A 19,063-nucleotide genomic window follows, 5' to 3' on the forward strand; every position below is an offset into this window, starting at 1 on the left:
GTGAAGTCGTAACAAGGTAGCCGTATCGGAAGGTGCGGCTGGATCACCTCCTTTCTAAGGAGACATGGTTCATGCAACTACGGTTGAGATGAATCAAATCTTTAGGTCGAAGATAAATGACAGAAAAGCTTGAGCGAAGCTCGCTTGACTGGTAATCATTATCTTAGAGTTTCTTTACAATCACTGTTTAGTTTTCAAAGCCCATGCGAATGGACTTTGATTTTTATGGGGGTATAGCTCAGCTGGGAGAGCACCTGCCTTGCAAGCAGGGGGTCATGAGTTCGATTCTCATTATCTCCACCATGGCTTTTAAAAAAGCCGAAAATACCAGTTGACATAACAATGAAAACTGATATAATAAAAACTCCGCGGTCAGTGTGGAAACACAAACAACTGCGAGGTTTGTACCTTGAGAACTGAATAATGTTATTCAAAGAATGCGTTTCAAACGAAAGTTTGAAATACGTTTTAAGAAGATGAGAAGACAAGAGATATATATTAATTATGTATTTTCTGAAAAAGTAATAAGGGTAACATGTGAAGAAGGAGAAATCCTTTGAAACACGTAAAGCAGTTTACGTTGGAAACATGCAACTCTTAGGAAATTAACTCATTGATAGGTTAAGACAATCACTTTAAATCAATTACAATGTAATTGACATTGAGAATCTGATCAATCGAAGATATTCGATATATAAAAACTATAGATGCGAGTAATACAAGAAAGATGAGTGCCGAGGAGCAGAGCATACATAGGTATGTGAGCACCGCAGGACACGAAATCTGACGAAGTAGGACGACGCATGTAGAGTTTTTAGAGGTCAAGCTACTAAGAGCATAGGGTGAATGCCTAGGCACCAGAAGGCGATGAAGGACGTGACAAGCTGCGAAAAGCTACGGAGAGGCGCAAATAGCCATTGACCCGTGGATATCCGAATGGGGAAACCCGGCCGAGTTAAACACTCGGTCATCGTAACATGAATACATAGTGTTACGAAGGCAGACGTTGGGAACTGAAACATCTAAGTACCAACAGGAGTAGAAATCAAAAGAGATTCCGTAAGTAGTGGCGAGCGAAAGCGGAAGAGCCCAAACCAAAAGATAGCAATATCTTTCGGGGTTGTGGACTAGCATAATGATCCTTAAGACATAGCAGAATGAGCAGCTGGAAAGCTGAGACCATAGAGGGTAAAAGTCCCGTAAGCGAAATGTTAAGAGGCAGGCTAGAATCCAGAGTACCACGAGGCACGTGAAACCTCGTGGGAAGCAGGGTGGACCACCATCCAAGGCTAAATACTAACTGGTGACCGATAGTGAAGCAGTACCGTGAGGGAAAGGTGAAAAGAACCCCGGGAGGGGAGTGAAAGAGAACCTGAAACCCTATGTTTACAAGCAGTTGAAGAGCGTTAAGGCTCGACAGCGTACTTTTTGTAGAACGGTCCGGCGAGTTATTGTATGCAGCAAGGTTAAGTACTAAAGGTACGGAGCCGAAGGGAAACCGAGTGTTAAGAGCGCGTTAAGTTGCATGCTATAGACCCGAAACCGGGTGACCTACCCATGGACAGGTTGAAGCGGGAGTAAAATCTCGTGGAGGACCGAACCACATGACCGTTGAAAAGGTCTGGGATGAGCTGTGGGTGGCGGAGAAATTCCAATCGAACTCGGAGATAGCTGGTTCTCCCCGAAATAGCTTTAGGGCTAGCCTCAAGGGAAAATCATACGGAGGTAGAGCACTGAATGGGCTAGGGGCCTTACCGGGTTACCGAACCCTATCAAACTCCGAATGCCGTAATGATGTTACTTGGGAGTCAGACTATGAGAGATAAGTCCCATGGTCAAAAGGGAAACAGCCCAGACCATCAGCTAAGGTCCCAAAATCACAGTTAAGTGGAAAAGGATGTGGGCTTGCTAAGACAACTAGGATGTTGGCTTAGAAGCAGCCACTCATTCAAAGAGTGCGTAATAGCTCACTAGTCGAGTGAGCCTGCGCCGAAAATTACCGGGGCTAAACTGTGTACCGAAGCTATGGATCAGCGTGCATCCAATAGTATCGCCTAGCAAGTAAAATAGAGCTAGGTAATTTCACCAAATGTATCATATGAAAAATGATTCAAAACATTTGGTCAAATTATCTCATAGCTAAACTGTGTACTAGGAGATAGTATTGGATGCACGAGGGTGGTAGGGGAGCTTACTGTTGTAGGTTGAAGCAAGATCGAAAGGACTTGTGGACGAAGCAGTAGTGAGAATGCCGGAATAAGTAGCGAGAGTAAAGTGAGAATCTTTACCGTCGAAAACCTAAGGTTTCCTGGGGAAGGTTCGTCCGCCCAGGGTAAGTCTGGACCTAAGCTGAGGCCGAAAGGCGTAAGTGATGGACAACAGGTTGAAATTCCTGTACTACCGTTAATCGTTATGAGAGAGGTGGGGACGCAGGAGGATAAGTCAAGCGATCAGCTGGAAAAGATCGTGCAAGCGAGGTAGATAATCCGGTAGGCAAATCCGCCGGATGTTTCGAAGACGTGATGCGGAGGGAAAACAAGTACCGAAGTGACAGATTCCACACTGACGAGAAAAACCACTATCCAGATTAAAGGTACCAGTACCGCAAACCGACACAGGTAGGTGAGGAGAGAATCCTAAGACGAGCGGGAGAAGCGTTGTTAAGGAACTCGGCAAATTGACCCCGTAAGTTAGCGAAAAGGGGTGCCTCAAGCAATTGAGGCCGCAGAGAATAGGCCCAAGCAACTGTTTATCAAAAACACAGGTCTCTGCTAAATCGAAAGATGAAGTATAGGGGCTGACGCCTGCCCGGTGCTGGAAGGTTACGGGAATTGCTTAGGGGAAACCCGAAGGCATGAACTTAAGCCCCAGTAAACGGCGGCCGTAACTATAACGGTCCTAAGGTAGCGAAATTCCTTGTCAGGTAAGTTCTGACCCGCACGAATGGCGTAATGACTTGGGCACTGTCTCAACAACGTACCCGGCGAAATTGTAGTACTTGTGAAGATGCAAGTTACCCGCGACTAGACGGAAAGACCCCATGGAGCTTCACTGTAGCTTGATATTGGGTTTCGGTATTTTTTGTACAGGATAGGTGGGAGACTGAGAATTGGTGGCGCCAGCCATCAAGGAGTCGACGTTGGGATACCACTCTAAAAGTACTGGAACTCTAACCTGAGACCATAAGCTGGTCTAGGGACACTGTCAGGTGGGCAGTTTGACTGGGGCGGTCGCCTCCCAAAGAGTAACGGAGGCGTCCAAAGGTTACCTCAGCGCGGTTGGAAATCGCGCAACGAGTGCAAAGGCATAAGGTAGCCTGACTGTGAGAGAAACACCTCGAGCAGGTACGAAAGTAGGGCTTAGTGATCCGGTGGTATGAAAGTGGAATTGCCATCGCTCAACGGATAAAAGCTACCCTGGGGATAACAGGCTTATCTCCCCCAAGAGTCCACATCGACGGGGAGGTTTGGCACCTCGATGTCGGCTCATCGCATCCTGGAGCTGTAGCAGGTTCCAAGGGTTTGGCTGTTCGCCAATTAAAGCGGTACGCGAGCTGGGTTCAGAACGTCGTGAGACAGTTCGGTCCCTATCTGTCGCGGGCGCAGGATATTTGAGAGGATCTGTCCTTAGTACGAGAGGACCGGGATGGACGAACCTCTAGTGCACCAGTTGTCATACCAATGGCACAGCTGGGTAGCCAAGTTCGGCAGGGATAAACGCTGAAGGCATCTAAGCGTGAAACCCACCTCAAGATGAGATATCCCACTAGCAATAGGTAAGACCCCATGTAGACTACATGGTTGATAGGTCAGGAGTGTAAGCATAGTAATGTGTTAAGCTGACTGATACTAATAGGTCGAGGGTTTGACCCAAAGAAAACAGGTATTCAAAAGTAGAAGGTCTTAACTAGACAATGAGAGCTTCACATCTTCTTAGAAGAATAACATTAATCAGTTCTGAAGGTACAAAGTACCTAATAATTTTCTGGTGGAAATGACGAGATGGCCACACCCGTTCCCATACCGAACACGGCAGTTAAGCATCTCAGTGCCGATAATACTTGGCTGGAAACGGCCCGGGAAAGTAGGTCTCCGCCGGATTTATATTCCTCAATAGCTCAGTCGGTAGAGCATGCGGCTGTTAACCGCAGGGTCGTAGGTTCAAGTCCTACTTGAGGAGCCAAAAAGATCCTTTAAGGGTCTTTTTTTGTTGCTCCAAATCTGTTATTGATTGCTTTTTTCTCTAAATGTTCTGGTGAGAAATTTTTTTCATCGAATAAAATAAAACTTATTTACATAATGCTTTTATATGATAAATTCTGCTTTATTACAGTATAAAAATATAATAAATTCCAATTATATTGGTAAATTTGAATTTCTCTTTGACATTATTAAGAACATAATATACAATAAATGTAATAATTTGCCACATTCTTGTCTTAGAATTTCTATTTCCGTTGGCTCGATATTTGGTAAGTTCTGTTCCCCTAAGCAAATAGGGCTTATTTACTTGTGACCGCATGGGGATATTTGCTTAGGGAGATGTTTAAAGAGGAGGTTTAGTATATCTTAAATCATAAATTCCCCTAATTATATTAACAAAAATTTAAAACTTAAGGAGAAATTTTATGAAAACGATTTTTAGGACTATAGTGTCAATTTTTGTGGTAGCGGTATTGCTAAGCAGTTCGCTGACTGTTTTTGCTGAAAGTGGTGATAATGCAAATACGGCCAATATAAATATCGCAGATGTGAATATAAAAAGCCGTGTAAATATAGACTATAGTAAGCCGGCAATAAATTTAAAGTCAAATAAAGCAGCAAAAGCAGTTTCTAATGTGAGTGCAAATATGACATTAGAGGCAGTTTCAAGTACTGTGTTCTTACAAAATAATCCAAGACTAATTCAAAAAGGAATATTAACAGCTGAGAAAAATACAAATTACATTTACTTTACTGTAACGAAAGATACCTTTATTTGGGCTAAATTAGTTTCAAGTAATGCTGATTATAAAATAAGTCTATATAAAATTGATGATATTACTGGTCTAGCTTTACCTACTGATATTGTTGAGAGTTCAAACAACATAATAGCAAATAGTGGACTGGAGCAGGGCGATTATTTATTTATGATATCTTCTAATGGTTCTGTAGGAGATAAATATGACTTACAAATCAATGCTACTAATCCAGCAGGCGAGTTTAGCAGTATCAATGTAATTACTCCTTCTTTACAACAATTGGTTATATCATATGCAGATCAAAAAGTTTATGCAAATGGAATATATGTATTTAGTTGGGATTCTGCAGCATCTAACAATCACTTAAATTGGAAAAGAGATGTTATGGATGTGAAAGAGTTAGTTACTGAAACAAAAAAGATGATTCTAAAAAATGTTAAAGTTAGAACAATTTCTGCTCCTGTTACATATACATCACAATTTGCTTCTTCTAATAATGCAATATTGATATACTTAAATGAAGGTACAACATATACATATTACGAAACAATAATTGAAAATTCCAATTCTTTAAACTATTCAAAATCTTTTGTAGATCCAAATGGAAGAATTACTCCCAGAGATCTTGACTCATCTGACTTTGTAAATGCCAATCATATTCTGGTTTTTGATTTAAATACCGGAAAGCCTATTGATTTCTTCAGTTCTCTTAACTATTTCTATAATGATAAAAATTCTGATAGGGAAGATGCACCAACAATAACCTATAATGATTAATAAAACAAAATAAATATATTAAAGGCTTGCTTTATTGATTCATTATAAAGCAAGCCTTTAATAATTTAATGCTGATAATTATCTTTGTTTTAAATATCTTACAGTTGCAAAGACAAATGCCAATAGTCCAAACAATAAAAGTGCTGCACCTGTGTAAAGGTTTAAAGTCCAGGGGCCTATATAATTAGTATTTGTTAACGTAGAATAAATTAATCTGCCTCCCATAACAGAATATATTATAAAGCCTGCAAGATTTATTATCAGATTTTTATTCCTGCTTAAACTCCAAGCAGCTAACAAAAATAATATTGAGGATTCCAACGCTGGTACCCACTCGACTCCGCCTACACTTATTCCAAAAAAACATATTAAAATCTCAAAATATAATGGTATTAGCAATGTAAAAAACATAGCTTTGCTATTCTTTTTTAGCATAAAAAATCCCCCGTTAAATTAGTCCCCTGAAAAGAGTTACTACTATATCAATATACAATATCTTGTTGGTAAATATCAATGTTTTCAATAGGGTACGATGGTAGGTAGATGTAATGAGTGTGGGGTAATTATTTCTACTGTTACAATTCATGCAACAGGTCATAACTGGTATTATGTTTATAGTACACAAACAACCCGCTATTATTATTGTTCAAATCCCGGATGCCAATGGGTTCATGGTGTACCTAAGTAAATCGTATGAGTAATCTGCATACATAATATTACGGCTAAACATCTCCCACTTAACATAATACTATCTACAAAAGTAAATGGAATAATTATACAATATTTTATCACATTTAATGGAAATTATTGTATAATAAGTAAAAGTATTATATTATCTCTCGCAATATATTAAACAGATAGTATAATAAATGTAAATATATTACATAGGAGGTCTTTCGAATGAAAAGATTAAAAAAACTATTAGCAAGTGCACTTATTGTATCTTCAATCTTAGTAACATCTAGTGTAGGTGTATTTGCAGAGGTAAATAGTGCACCAAGTTTTGCCCAACAGCAGTTTTCAACACTGGGTGGATTTTTACCTAGAGGAGGTTTTGTTGGGGATATTACAATAAATGAGGGGGGGAATTTCATTACATGGGATGGAGATTATAGTTATTATCAAGTAGCTGTAAAAGAGTGGAGCTCTTTAGCAGATTTTCAATCAAATCCACAGACTGGGGGATCTCCTACACAAACCTTGAGTACCACAAATAACTATATTGATTATCAGTTTACAAGTGGGTGTGTATATAGAGTATATGTTTATGGAATGTCAGGATCAAATAGAACTACTATAGGTGCATACGAATGGGAACAACCGTAAGTTCTTAATTAAAAAGGTGACTAAGCAATAAAAATAGTCTGACAGAAAGCATACTAAAACAGCTTTGTTGTCAGACTGTTTTTTGTTGGTTCACAAAAGTTTAATTCCATTTATTCATTTATGAATAGTTTTGGTATAAAATAAAAGAGCTGGATATAGTTGGGGTGGTTGTTGATTCAGGAGGGAAAAAAATTGAGTGAACTTATTAAAAGATTATCGGGTGTAAAGCTAGTAGGAAAAGAACTCCGTTATAATATGGAAGCACATATGAAAGGGGATAATCGGTTGCCCGCTTTTTGGGATAAATGTTTCGCTGACTATACTTTTTTACTTCTTGAAGAACAAACCAATTATATCTATAACAGTTCATACGTGGGTATAATGCTTGACTGGGACAAAGGAGATGGAGAATTTTCGTATGTCATTGGTATGTTAATGAAAGATGGAGTAACTGTTCCGGAAGGCTACTACTATAAGGATATAGAAGATACTCGATATACTATACCCGATGAAAATGGAGATATAATCCTTGATTATTATATCCCTATTAATGATAAATAATTAGTGAGACAACTGATAAAATGCATATTCAAAAATGAGTATGCATTTTTATTAATTGAATAAACTCTCAATATAACGTTTGCATTCAGTGGTAAACAAGGACAGATGTAGTATTCCAAACGGTAGTAAATCCTCCATTATATCCCGGAAGCTAATAGTGAATTTTGCTCTATCATGTCTGGGAGGTAAATAGATTTAGCCCTTGCAATCAGTGAACGCCATTCACATATCAATTCACCATGCAGACGAAATTCTTGGTTGTTTTCTTCAATGCAGTATTCCAGATTATCTAATAAATGTGCACCTATCATGGTATAGTTATCATTAAAACCTATTAGAATTTCATTTATAATTTGTCTTAGCCGCTCTTCTCTTTCTTTTTTTGAAGCTAAACTTTGAGAAGCTATATAAGTCCCTAATTCTTGAATATATGAATCAGTTATTATGTTTGTGCCATTGTTTTCGTCCGGATTCTTGGGTATATCTAAATACAGATTAAAGTAGTCCGCAAACTTAAGCATACCTTTCCAGTAATTTATTTTACTTTGTAAGTTAAACCTTTCGGAATGATATTCATGGAAAACCTCTCTTGAATGATGGAGAAAAGGCATACCTATGGAAGCAGCCGTATCAAAGGGAAAATAATCGGCAGAAAGCGTATATTTTCCAGGAAGAGCGGGTATATATTCATGAAGCTTATAAACAGCTATATTACCACAATCAGGATAATACTCACTGTTTACAGAGGTAACAAGATTGATTTTGTCCTTAAGCTTTAACGGCTTGTCAAATTGATAAGCTTTTGTACATATATCCTTAACGGCATCCTTTGAAAATCCTAATATTTCATAAAGTCTATAAATATAATCATAGGATTTTTTTGCAAAATCCTTTAAATCAAGGTTCCATTCGCCGAAATAATTTCCTCCGATAACCCATATCTCTTTATCATCAATTCTTGGATCAGTTTTTTTAAGACCCATTTGCTCTTTAACGTAAGAAACAGTTTTTTTCAGGTATTTTAACTCAATCTCAATGGGATACATAGTTCCGGCATGTTTTATTTCGTCGGAAATCAAGCAAGTATCAGAATCTCTCCTATGAAACATGTCCACATTAAAGGAACTGGCAAAAAGAAAAAGTTTGTTCATTGCAGTACCGTAATTTTTTTCCTTTGATACAAATAAATTTTTTAGTTGGTTAGATTCGTTTTCAAAAAGAGTTTGAAAGTATTTATTTTGGTGTTCCATGGTCATATGAATTATTTTAACTTCGGGATACTTATGTTTTAATTCTAATATAACATTGTTGTTATGTTTTACAAATTCCTCATCTGTTGTTTCTGCAATCACGATGGGAATATCAAGATTATAATTTTCTTGAGCAAAGGCTACTTCTTTTATATAGCTCCTTAGAGATTTTTCAATACTTCTGTTGGTAGGTATAAAATAAACTGAATTCATTAGTCAACTCTCCTTTGACTGTAATTAATTTTCATTTATATTTTCATTATTTGGTAAAGCCCTCTTCTGACAACAAAATCAGCCACTTAAAACATAGGCTTTTATAGTTTTGGTTTCATATGGGAAACATTTCATGAAACTATTGCTGAACATAAAAAGAAAGTAGTGATAAGATAGGAATGAAATTTTAAAGATTATATTAAGAGAAAGTATAAAAAACATATAAATACCTGCTTAAATGCCAAAATTTCCAACTAATTACAAGATTATCATATTAGTTTTTTAGCGTCAAGCAGCAAAGGCAGGAGCAAAATTTATAAAGAAAGCAAAGAGTGTTGCTAAACAAGTAACAGGGGGTATTATCAAAGCTTAGAAAGAGATTTGATGTAGATTTTGTAAAAATAATAATGATAATATAAAATGAATTAGTAAAGTAATTGATAGTAAAAACGCTGACAACATTTGTATTTACAGACCCCCAAATACTACCCTGAAAGAAGAAAATAAATCATTTCATTGGATGGAACTAAGTTCATTCATCCCATTTAACTAACGGAACTAACAGTAAGTTTGTAGCCAAGTGTATTGTAAAAACAAAAGTAATAGCTAAGGCAACATCAATTATATTTCTATAATCAATATAATTTGATGCTGTTATAATAAAGGCTAAAAAGCAACACATTTCAATAATAATAGACCAATAAGGGACTGAAACGGTTTTTTTACACGAGGTACAGATTACAGTATTTCTTGGGACAAAAAGTTTTTTTGGTCTGAGAGATAGCTTTGTTCGTAATGAAATAGTTCTTTGGTTACAATGTGGACATTTAAACATATATTGCTCCTATTGATAATAATAATCAATTATACTATACTTCTAAATATTAAGCAATTTGTAGAAAAGAGGGTATTCATATGGGCGTTTTGGCCGGAAGTGTACACACTGGGTTATTTGTTGAAGATATCGTAAAGATGGTGTCGTTTTATAGAGATATACTGGGCTTTGAAACAGATTGGGATGGAGGACCATTTGCAAGCTTCAAAGTAAAAGATGGCGGGTTGTTTATGTTCGATAGGAAACAATTTGCCGCTTCTATGAATCAACCTTATTACCCACCAAAAGGATTTAATCAGACAATGGAAATTGGCATAGGTGTTCCTACTAAAGATGATGTGGATAGAGAATATAAACGACTAACGGCACTTGGTGTTAAAGCATTGACAGGTGAGCCAGTTACCCAACCATGGGGACAAAGAAATTTTTGGATAGCTGACCCTGAAGGTAATTATATTGAAATTGGTTGTTAATTTAGCTGAATGCTATATTAAGAAGGAGCTTCTTCACATTTGTAGAAGCTCCTTGACATTTATGGTATAATTTGATAAATTCAAACCATAAATATTTTTTTTTACATTCCGAAATTAGCTTAATATCTTTTGCAACTGTCATGTCTAAATCTCAACAATAAAAATTTAAATTTTATAGAAATTATCGGATAACCAAATATATGGAGGCGATAATAATGAAGTGCTTTAAAAAAGTATGCATTACTCTGGCTGCTTTGCTTATCAGTACAGGTTTTGCTGCCGGTATGGGGACCCAATCTGTAAAGGCAGCTTCAACAACTATTCCATGCAGACAGCTTGAACGGCTGGATAGAGGAATTGTAGCAATTAATCAGGGAAATGGGAAGGTATATGTGGGTTGGCGTCTTCTTGGAACAGAACCCGGTAATATTGCATTCAATCTTTACCGAAAAACCGCAGGAGGAAGTGAAGTTAGACTTAATAGTTCCCCCCTAACTTCCAGTACAAATTATGTAGATAACGGTGTTGATACTACAAAGGATAACACCTACATAGTGAAAACAGTATTAAATGGAATTGAGAGTAGTGAAAGTGAACAATACACCTTGACTGCAAATATTCCTGTCAGACAGTATATTCCGATAAAGTTAAAAACCCTTCCCACCGGATATTATACAATGCATATAAATGTGGGCGACCTTGATGGGGACGGAAAATACGACTATATAGTAAAGCGTATGAACGATAACAGGTCTCCTGTGCAGGTAGAGGCCTATAAATCAGATGGAACATTTCTATGGCGTATTGATTTAGGACCAAATATTGAAACATATAATACAGCTATGACTTCACCTTTGGTAGTATCGGATTTGAATAGTGACGGTAAAGCAGAGGTTCTTATAAAGACCGGTGAAAGCACGAGATTTGGTGACGGGACCTTAATTGGAGACACAAATAATGACGGAATAACTAACTACTGTAATACGTCTTCAACCAGTTATCAGGTTCTGTCAGGTCCCGAGTTTATTTCTGTAGTTGATGGAATGACAGGTAAGGAGCTGAGCAGAGCAAATTTTATCGCAAGAGGAAAAGTTACGGACTGGGGAGACAACTACGGAAACCGTGCAAGCTTTATTTTTATGACAGTTGCGTATCTGGATGGTATTCACCCTAGTGTGGTAATGTCAAGAGGCCCCGGAAATGTTATGAAAGTTGAAGCATGGGATTTCAAGGATGGAAAGCTTAGTCAGCGGTGGAAATGGGATGCAAGAAATCAGGCATTGCCTTCCGGCAAGAATTTTCCTGATTTTCATGCAATCCGTGCCGTGGATGTGGACAAGGACGGAAAAGATGAAATTTCATGGGGAGGCTCAATGCTTGATGACAACGGTAAATTACTGTACGCAACGGAGCTGACACATGGAGATAGGTTTGTAATCGGGGATATTGACCCTGACAGGGATGGGCTTGAGTGTTATGCAATACAGCAGAACAACCCAAGTCTTCTTGGCGCAGCTTTATATGATGCAGGTAATGGTACAATAATTAAAAAAATGTATATGAGTGCAGTCGGCGATGTAGGAAGAGGGGATTGTGCTGATATTGACCCCAATTACAAGGGTATGGAATGCTGGTCTACATTGGAAAATCTATATAACTGCAAGGGAGAGGTTATCGGTTCTGAAAAATCTTTTCCATTCTTGAGCATATGGTGGGATGGAGATTTGCTCAGGGAATTCTTTATTGGTGCTGACTCAAAGGGCTTTAATGGGGCAATCAACAAATGGAATTACAATACAAAAACCAGCAATCGTCTATATTCAATTTATCAGGAAGGGGTTAAGTCTACATATGCAGGAAGACCGCCTTTCTATGGAGATATTATGGGTGACTGGCGTGAGGAAGTTATTCTTGAAACTACAGACAATACAGAACTGCGTATTTACACTACAACTATTCCTACAAACTACAGGATATACACCCTGATGCATAACCCTGCATACAGGAATTCTGTGGATGTTAAGGGATATCTGTCTTCTGTTTATCCTGATTATTATCTTGGTGAAGGCATGTCAACGCCACCTGCTCCAAATATTTCAACAGGAGATGGAGAATTAATAAAATTACTAAGGGTAAATGATTCCAATAATGCGGCTGACTGGTACATTCAATCAAATTTGCAGGTTGGTGATACTGTTTATGGGGACAGAACATATAAGTATACAAAAATTCCACAGAGTTTTGTCGGCTCTGAATGGATAAGAACTGCATGTGATTCTAAAAGCTTTTTGTCTGAGGAAGCGTATTTTACTGCAAAATCTGATATATCAGTTTATATAGGTTTGGATTCCAGAATGACCGCTATTCCGTCATGGCTTAGCGACTGGACGAAGACAGGCGAATCCTTAAGCGATGATAACACAATTATCTTCAACCTGTACAAAAAAGACTTTACTTCCGGTTCTGTTGTGAGACTTGGGACTAATGGAGGGTCTGCGACTTTTGTGAATTATACGGTTATTGTTAATCCAAATACAGCACCTGCTTTTATTTATGGTGATGTAAATGGAGATGGTATTGTGGATGTTCTGGATTACAGTACAATGCGAAGTTATCTTCTGCAGTTAACAAATTCGATGCCTGCTGAGTATTGGCAGAAGTCAGGAGATTTAAATTCAGACGGTGTAATAGACAGTATGGATTATTTGTATCTGAAAATGTACTTGTTAGGTACAATTAATTCTCTTCCTGTTTCGACATAAATATATTAGCACAATTCAATGGGGGTGGGAGCCTAAAAGCTGCCTTCCCCTTTACTCTAATACCTTGTTTTTATTATTTATGAATCAAAATAACCTTGATAGAACACAATAATGTAAAAATAATTGCATTAATAAACTTCGAAGGAAGGGTTTTTGTGGATATAAATAAGGAATTCAAAAAAGTAGGAACTCATAGTGGCAGATTTCATGCTGATGAAGTAATGGCAACGGCTATACTTAAACAAGTATTTGAAATTGAGCTGACCAGAACCAGAGACCCGGAGATACTTGAAAAACAGGATTTAATATATGATATCGGTAACGGAGAGTTTGACCATCATCAATTGGAAAAAGAGTATCGGGACAACGGTACTCCATACGCTGCTTGCGGACTGATATGGAGACAGTTCGGAAGGCAAGCAATATTAACAAAGCACTCTGAAGTATCAGAAAATGAAGTCGAAATTATTTTCAGATATGTAGATGCTGTACTGATAGAGGGAATCGATGCAGTGGATAACGGTATAAGAACAACGGAGAACATTATCCCTACTATGTGTATATCTTCAATCATTGGGGGATATAACCCTACATGGGATTCTCCAGAGTCAGTGGATGCGGCCTTTAATGATGCTGTAGGGTTTGCAGAAGATATCCTGAAAAATTTAATAGATCAAAAGGTTTCAACACTTAAAGCGAGAACTTTTGTAATAGAAGCATACAATAATCGTAAACGGCCTGAACTGTTAATTTTAGATAACTCATATCCCTGGGAACGTACATTAAAAGAGATTGATATAAATAAAGATGTTTTGTTTGTAATTTATCCCAAAGAGGAAGGCTTTTATATACAAACAGTTCGTGAGTACGGTGAGGTACGCAGAGACAGAAAGCGTCTTCCTGAGGAATGGGCCGGTAAAAGGGAAGAGGAACTGGGCAGTATTATAGGTATTAAAGATGCGATTTTTTGCCATTCATCAAGGTTTATAGCCAAAGCCAGTTCATTTGAAAGCATATTGAAGATGGCGGATATAGCAATCTCAAAGCCTGAACCGATAACAGAAAACAGAAAAGCAGATAAAAATGTCTTTGATATTTTACGATTAATTTTACAAAATAAATTAGTTATTAAAATAAGAAGACATAGATAAAGAGCAGAAAGGCCGGCGTCTTTCGGCGCTGGCAAATCAACCTTTGTTTACTTTTACTGCTTTAAAAATAGATTCTTCCGAGCACGCCGGACATTTAAGTCTAAGCTCGTAAATAATAGCGGTTTTAATATTATAGGTAGTATTTATATACTCAGAATCACAAATGCTTTTACAATTTGTACAGCGTAAAGTATATTTTTTTGTTAATGAAGAGTTCCATCTAAATATCATTAGAATAGAAATTATGCTTCCTAAAAGAATAAGTGCGCCTGATATTATTATGAAAGTCATAATGAACTCCTTTTGTAAAACTTCATTTCTTAAATTATTACACATTGTTTACCAATAATTCAATAGTTTGGATAAAAATATACTCATTTAATTAAACTTAAAATATGAAACTTGACTTATAAACATGCCATATGTAGTATTATTTATAGACTTGGGAACATCAGGTAAGTTCTTTTGTACGTATATTAATTCATATGGGGTGTTGAAATGAATAAATACGAAATTGATGCTAAAGCAATTATATCAAAAGGTCATGTTGTTACAGATGTGAAAAGAGAAATGCTGTACATAACAACAACTAGAAGGTTATCTACGGATTTCGAAAAAGAAAACATGTCTCTGGATTCTTATGTTTACGTTCCCAAAACTTTTCATTTACCACTACGTATTGACATAAGTGTGAAAATTGATGCTCCGGGACTATACTTGCTTTTTGGTAATGGACATATAAATTTTGGAACACCTTTTTCAGATAACAGGCGGATTGATGATTTGGTTGTACCTAATTGTAAACCCAGATTTTTTCACAATCATATTCCGATGAATCAATTTACGGATATATCTGTAATTTATGGTCTGTCTTCAATGCAAATATTAATAAATGGTGAAGAAAGATTTTATTCAGAAAAAGAAAAATATATGAAATCAAAAATATTGAAAGAGTTGAATAATGCGGGTTTTACGCTAAAAATATCCTGCAGCAAACGAACAAATTTATTAGTTAAATCATTATGTATTACCGAATATGATGAAGACCTTAATATAGTTCGCTCAAATGCTGATTTGCCAAAACCATTGACAAGTAATGAGGCTGTGGAGGTAGGGCAGAAACCGAAGTTTGATAGTTGCATATCTTTACTGCCAAACGATATACGGAATGAAATAATAAAAATGGACAGCTTTTTACTTTCATTAAGGCCATTAAAATTCAAAAGGCAAATAGACAAGTATGGTAATAAAATTTCTTATTTAGCATCGGATTATGGATTCTCATATGCTTTGTACACAAGCAACGATGTTATGTATCATTCGTTAAGCTGGTATATAGTAACGAACAGTAAACCTGAGTTCTGGCACAGAAAAGCTGACATGATGGAAGAGACCTTAAATAAACTTAATGAAACTTCACCTGAAATTGCAGAGAGAATGTTTTTAAACTTAAATGAATGTATAGCTTGCCGTCCGTGCTCAGTTAAAACATTATACGAATTTAATAGTAAAAAAAAGGTGGCCTGTCATGGAAAAATGGAATTTAAAATGAGTGTTGGCGATTTTGAGGATGTACGAGCTTTTATTAATACTGTAAATGATATTGTTTAAAAAATGTAGTTTTATGTAGATACATGGTTCCGAAGGGTTATTAATGCTGATATAGTTATAGTTTGTGAGGTGGATTTATATGGGGACTGTATATATTTTTAGAGGTAAGGCTGCAACAGGCAAAACAACATTATCAAATATGTTATCACAAAAATTATTAATTCCTGTTTTTCGTAAAGATGATATTGTAGATGCTTTGAAAAGCAGTAAAAATATACATAGTGAAAGCATTAACAACGAAGTATGCTATAACATTTTATATCGAATAATTCAGACTAATCTGGATTTAAATGCTAATTTTATTTTAGATATTGCTCTTGGCGATAGGAAAAATGCAAAGGCTTTTTTTGAAAGACTGGATTTTAAGGATAATAATGTTTTGAAATTTTTTATTGACTGTAGCGATGAAAATGAATGGAAGGCAAGACATTTGAAAAGACTTGAAAACCCTTTGCCTCATCAATCCTTTAAATCTATTGAACATGTAGTTGAGTATTATCAAAACGCAGATGTGCATCCATTTGCGGATGAATATATAATTGATAGTTCCGATACATTGGAAAAAAGTTTCGATATCATTTGTGAAATTATCAGATGATTATAGAAAAAGGTTTATAATATTGAGGTAAAAAAGTATAACAAAAAGCTAACTTCCTGATAGTTGGAAGTTAGCTTTACTACGGATTTTATCAGTGAAATAACTATCAATCTTGCTTATATAAATCCTTTTGATTGGTTGTAAAGAACATTGAGAACAAGGCAGCCATAAGGCCAACAAATCCTGTCACCCAAAATCCTCCGGTCAATCCGGCAAAGTCACTAAGAAAGCCTATTACTAACGGACCTACAAACATTCCTAATCCGTAAACTGCTTGAAAGAAGCCCATTGCTGTTGCTCTTTTATCAGTCTCTATATTTCGGATACTGATACCCATAAGTAATGGGAAAACTCCGCCCCACGCAAACCCGCCAAAAACCTGAGTGATATATAAGACGCTGATATTCTTAATATAGGGTATCACCGTACAAAAAATTGATGTTAAAATAAATCCCCATATAATCGTCTTTCTTTCGCCAAATCTCTTTGCAAAAAATGAACTGCTTAGTATCGAAGATACAATTCCCGGCATGGTTGAAAGGGTGGTGAGGATAGATATCTGAAAATTATTTGCCCCTATCTGTTTTGCCAGTATAGGTGTGAACCCGTATACTGTAGCAAATATAATAAACTGAGACAAAACACCTAAAAACGATATTTTCAATAAATTTTTATCTTTAGTAATTGATATAAGATCCGATATTTTTACTGACGTAGATTTTAGATTATTTGGTTCGTATATATATATACTAAAAATTAGTCCCAATATTGCACCGAATACAGCTAATAAAAATGATATTTTAAGTCCCAAATAATTGGAAAATATACCACCTAAAATAATTGCGAGCATAATTCCCGTTGAGTTGAATGCGTTTATTACACCTATTGCACGAGGTGTGTCCTTGACGTCAAAATAACTAGTATACTGTATAATAAATACAACCCATCCTGCAGCTGATACTCCGGATAATCCCCTGGAAATTAATACCATACTGGGACTATCAAAGAACCATAGTCCAAGCCCGGAAAAAAGTGCTATCAGAAGGGCTCCTATAATAAAAACTTTTCGCTTATTAAGACGGTCCGATATTATACCTATAGGAATTCTGAACAACATCTGTGTAAAGCCATAGGAACCGATAATCAACCCAACCATTTTATAGGATGCACCAATGGATCTTACATAGATAGGTAGTGTAGGCACGTATGTATATAATGAAAACCAATACAAAACAGTTGTTAAATAAAAAAGTGGAATTTTCTTCTTCAATTCAGTAGTGCTAAGTGCATTCATTTACTACCTCCTAGTACAATAAACCCGCAACATAATTACTTATACTTTAAAGAGTCTCTCCATAATGGTACACGTTTGTAGAATTTCGTCATATGTTATGTCATTAACAAATACACAATTCCCGATTGAATCGGGTAATGGAACTCTTTGTAGTCCGTCTCTGTGATGTGTCCTTTCAATAAGACATTCCCACAAAAGGTTTGGAATAAGGGATTTATGGCAATGGGGCAACTGCAACTTTTTAATTAAAATCAGTATACGATTTTGCTCCTCTAAGGATAGAAGTGAATGCACGTTTGCTAATACTGTTGAAAATGCAACATCAATTGCTACTGCTTCGCCATGAAGCATATTATCAACATTGTGCATTTCAAGGGCAAGACTGAAAGTATGTCCAAAGTCAACGGAACGTTCAAGGTTGTCCTCGTACAAATTAGGCTCCAATTCTTCCAGCATACCTGAAATTGATGCATCGAGTATACTGTCACCGGCAGAATTCTGAAATTTTGCTTCAATGCATTCCGGGCCATTATGTTCAAGGTATTCAAAGAGGTTGATATCCTTAATAACTGCCAACTTGATTATTTCACCAACACCATTTAATATATGGCGGTGTGGGAGGCTTTTAAGAAAGCCTTTATCCAGTATCACCGCTTTTGGAGGTTCAAAGCTTCCCATACGGTTTTTGTTTCCGTTAAAATTAACACCTACTTTAATACCAACCGATGCATCAACATATCCCATTAGAGTCGTTGGAACTTTGATGTGTGGAATACCCCTTCTGTACGAGCTTGCTATAAAGCCTATAACATCTGTTACAACCCCTCCACCGATAGCAATTATTGGTTCGCCTCGGCGGTCTATGGGGAATTTATCCAGTTCTTTAAAAACTTGAATATAGTTTTCAAGTGACTTATTCTTTTCGCCGCTATCGAAAGGCACAATTTTGCTATGTATTTCATTTTTCTCAAAATAAGTCTCCAGCTCATCCCTATACATATTGTATATAAACCGGTCTACCACAACAAAACGTCGGCTTCCATTTTTTCTTCCTCCTGCCAACAGCATTTCATTATACGGATTCAGAACTTCTTCTGTTAAAATGATATCATAGTTAATTTCCCTTTGACTATTTACAGTCCATTTTCTCAAACCTAAATCGACATTTGCCATATAAATTCATCTCCTTTGCTGTATAAATAACTTAAGTTAACTTTTGTTTAGTATCACTCTTAAAAAATTCTGGAATAAA

At 36.6% G+C, this 19,063-nt stretch carries 12 protein-coding genes, 2 tRNA genes and 3 rRNA genes (1 of these 17 cut by a window edge); 13 read left to right on the forward strand and 4 right to left on the reverse strand.

Annotation, left to right across the window (positions count from 1 at the left end; all coding sequences use genetic code 11):
- The 6 genes from P0092_RS07075 to P0092_RS07100 form a co-directional block, all read left to right on the forward strand.
- A 16S ribosomal RNA gene (locus tag P0092_RS07075) occupies window positions 1-54 on the forward strand; it begins 1,600 nt to the left of the window's first position.
- Window positions 55-227: 173 nt separating this feature from the next.
- Window positions 228-303: transfer RNA gene (locus P0092_RS07080), tRNA-Ala, on the forward strand.
- A 516-nt stretch (window positions 304-819) separates the two neighbouring features.
- Window positions 820-3,872 (forward strand): 23S ribosomal RNA (locus P0092_RS07085).
- A gap of 111 nt (window positions 3,873-3,983) precedes the next feature.
- A 5S ribosomal RNA gene (gene rrf, locus P0092_RS07090) occupies window positions 3,984-4,100 on the forward strand.
- The 16S, 23S and 5S rRNA genes sit together here with 2 tRNA genes alongside, the layout of an rRNA operon.
- A 6-nt stretch (window positions 4,101-4,106) precedes the next feature.
- Window positions 4,107-4,182: transfer RNA gene (locus tag P0092_RS07095), tRNA-Asn, on the forward strand.
- A 445-nt stretch (window positions 4,183-4,627) separates the two neighbouring features.
- Window positions 4,628-5,737, forward strand: coding sequence for a hypothetical protein (locus tag P0092_RS07100; RefSeq protein WP_004620965.1), 1,110 nt, complete (start codon window positions 4,628-4,630; stop codon window positions 5,735-5,737).
- Between the two features lie 78 nt (window positions 5,738-5,815).
- On the opposite strand, the gene P0092_RS07105 is transcribed toward P0092_RS07100, so the two are convergent.
- The gene (locus P0092_RS07105; RefSeq protein WP_004620966.1) at window positions 5,816-6,172 is read right to left on the reverse strand and encodes a hypothetical protein; all 357 of its coding nucleotides are present in this window, start codon (window positions 6,170-6,172) and stop codon (window positions 5,816-5,818) included.
- A 465-nt stretch (window positions 6,173-6,637) separates the two neighbouring features.
- On the opposite strand from P0092_RS07105, the gene P0092_RS07110 reads away from it, so the two are divergent.
- Both P0092_RS07110 and P0092_RS07115 read left to right on the forward strand, forming a co-directional pair.
- The gene (locus tag P0092_RS07110) at window positions 6,638-7,063 is read left to right on the forward strand and encodes a hypothetical protein (protein WP_004620967.1); all 426 of its coding nucleotides are present in this window, start codon (window positions 6,638-6,640) and stop codon (window positions 7,061-7,063) included.
- Between the two features lie 192 nt (window positions 7,064-7,255).
- Window positions 7,256-7,624, forward strand: coding sequence for a GyrI-like domain-containing protein (locus tag P0092_RS07115; RefSeq protein WP_004620968.1), 369 nt, complete (start codon window positions 7,256-7,258; stop codon window positions 7,622-7,624).
- Between the two features lie 137 nt (window positions 7,625-7,761).
- On the opposite strand, the gene P0092_RS07120 is transcribed toward P0092_RS07115, so the two are convergent.
- Window positions 7,762-9,087, reverse strand: coding sequence for a DUF6271 family protein (locus tag P0092_RS07120; RefSeq protein ID WP_004620969.1), 1,326 nt, complete (start codon window positions 9,085-9,087; stop codon window positions 7,762-7,764).
- Between the two features lie 915 nt (window positions 9,088-10,002).
- Between P0092_RS07120 and P0092_RS07125 the strand changes: the two genes are divergently transcribed.
- The 5 genes from P0092_RS07125 to P0092_RS07145 all read left to right on the forward strand — a co-directional run bounded on the left by P0092_RS07125 (window position 10,003) and on the right by P0092_RS07145 (window position 16,517).
- Window positions 10,003-10,395 carry a VOC family protein gene (locus P0092_RS07125; RefSeq protein ID WP_004620971.1) on the forward strand — a complete coding sequence of 131 codons (393 nt, stop codon included), beginning with the start codon at window positions 10,003-10,005 and terminating at the stop codon, window positions 10,393-10,395.
- Between the two features lie 215 nt (window positions 10,396-10,610).
- Window positions 10,611-13,157, forward strand: coding sequence for a rhamnogalacturonan lyase family protein (locus P0092_RS07130; protein ID WP_004620972.1), 2,547 nt, complete (start codon window positions 10,611-10,613; stop codon window positions 13,155-13,157).
- 155 nt (window positions 13,158-13,312) lie between these two features.
- Window positions 13,313-14,308 carry an MYG1 family protein gene (locus P0092_RS07135; protein WP_004620973.1) on the forward strand — a complete coding sequence of 332 codons (996 nt, stop codon included), beginning with the start codon at window positions 13,313-13,315 and terminating at the stop codon, window positions 14,306-14,308.
- A 498-nt stretch (window positions 14,309-14,806) separates the two neighbouring features.
- Window positions 14,807-15,919: a hypothetical protein gene (locus P0092_RS07140; RefSeq protein ID WP_004620975.1), complete on the forward strand. Its 1,113-nt coding sequence runs from the start codon at window positions 14,807-14,809 to the stop codon at window positions 15,917-15,919.
- 79 nt (window positions 15,920-15,998) lie between these two features.
- Window positions 15,999-16,517 (forward strand): P-loop nucleotide/nucleoside kinase family protein, encoded by a 519-nt coding sequence (locus P0092_RS07145; RefSeq protein ID WP_004620976.1) that lies wholly within the window; start codon window positions 15,999-16,001, stop codon window positions 16,515-16,517.
- A 106-nt stretch (window positions 16,518-16,623) separates the two neighbouring features.
- Here P0092_RS07145 and P0092_RS07150 read toward each other — a convergent pair whose 3' ends face one another.
- Entirely contained in the window at window positions 16,624-17,811 is a 1,188-nt protein-coding gene (locus tag P0092_RS07150; protein WP_004620977.1) for an MFS transporter, read from the reverse strand.
- A gap of 39 nt (window positions 17,812-17,850) precedes the next feature.
- Entirely contained in the window at window positions 17,851-18,984 is a 1,134-nt protein-coding gene (locus P0092_RS07155; RefSeq protein WP_004620978.1) for a sedoheptulose 7-phosphate cyclase, read from the reverse strand.
- Window positions 18,985-19,063 lie beyond the last annotated feature (79 nt).

Origin of the sequence: Ruminiclostridium papyrosolvens DSM 2782, from assembly GCF_029318685.1 — a bacterium.
GTDB lineage: Bacteria > Bacillota > Clostridia > Acetivibrionales > DSM-1351 > Ruminiclostridium > Ruminiclostridium papyrosolvens.

Coding starts and splice junctions, on each gene's coding strand:
- P0092_RS07100 (WP_004620965.1), top strand. CDS start 4,628: ATGAAAACGATTTTTAGGACTATAGTGTCAATTTTTGTGGTAGCGGTA.
- P0092_RS07105 (WP_004620966.1), bottom strand. CDS start 6,172: ATGCTAAAAAAGAATAGCAAAGCTATGTTTTTTACATTGCTAATACCA.
- P0092_RS07110 (WP_004620967.1), top strand. CDS start 6,638: ATGAAAAGATTAAAAAAACTATTAGCAAGTGCACTTATTGTATCTTCA.
- P0092_RS07120 (WP_004620969.1), bottom strand. CDS start 9,087: ATGAATTCAGTTTATTTTATACCTACCAACAGAAGTATTGAAAAATCT.
- P0092_RS07125 (WP_004620971.1), top strand. CDS start 10,003: ATGGGCGTTTTGGCCGGAAGTGTACACACTGGGTTATTTGTTGAAGAT.
- P0092_RS07130 (WP_004620972.1), top strand. CDS start 10,611: ATGAAGTGCTTTAAAAAAGTATGCATTACTCTGGCTGCTTTGCTTATC.
- P0092_RS07140 (WP_004620975.1), top strand. CDS start 14,807: ATGAATAAATACGAAATTGATGCTAAAGCAATTATATCAAAAGGTCAT.
- P0092_RS07145 (WP_004620976.1), top strand. CDS start 15,999: ATGGGGACTGTATATATTTTTAGAGGTAAGGCTGCAACAGGCAAAACA.
- P0092_RS07150 (WP_004620977.1), bottom strand. CDS start 17,811: ATGAATGCACTTAGCACTACTGAATTGAAGAAGAAAATTCCACTTTTT.
- P0092_RS07155 (WP_004620978.1), bottom strand. CDS start 18,984: ATGGCAAATGTCGATTTAGGTTTGAGAAAATGGACTGTAAATAGTCAA.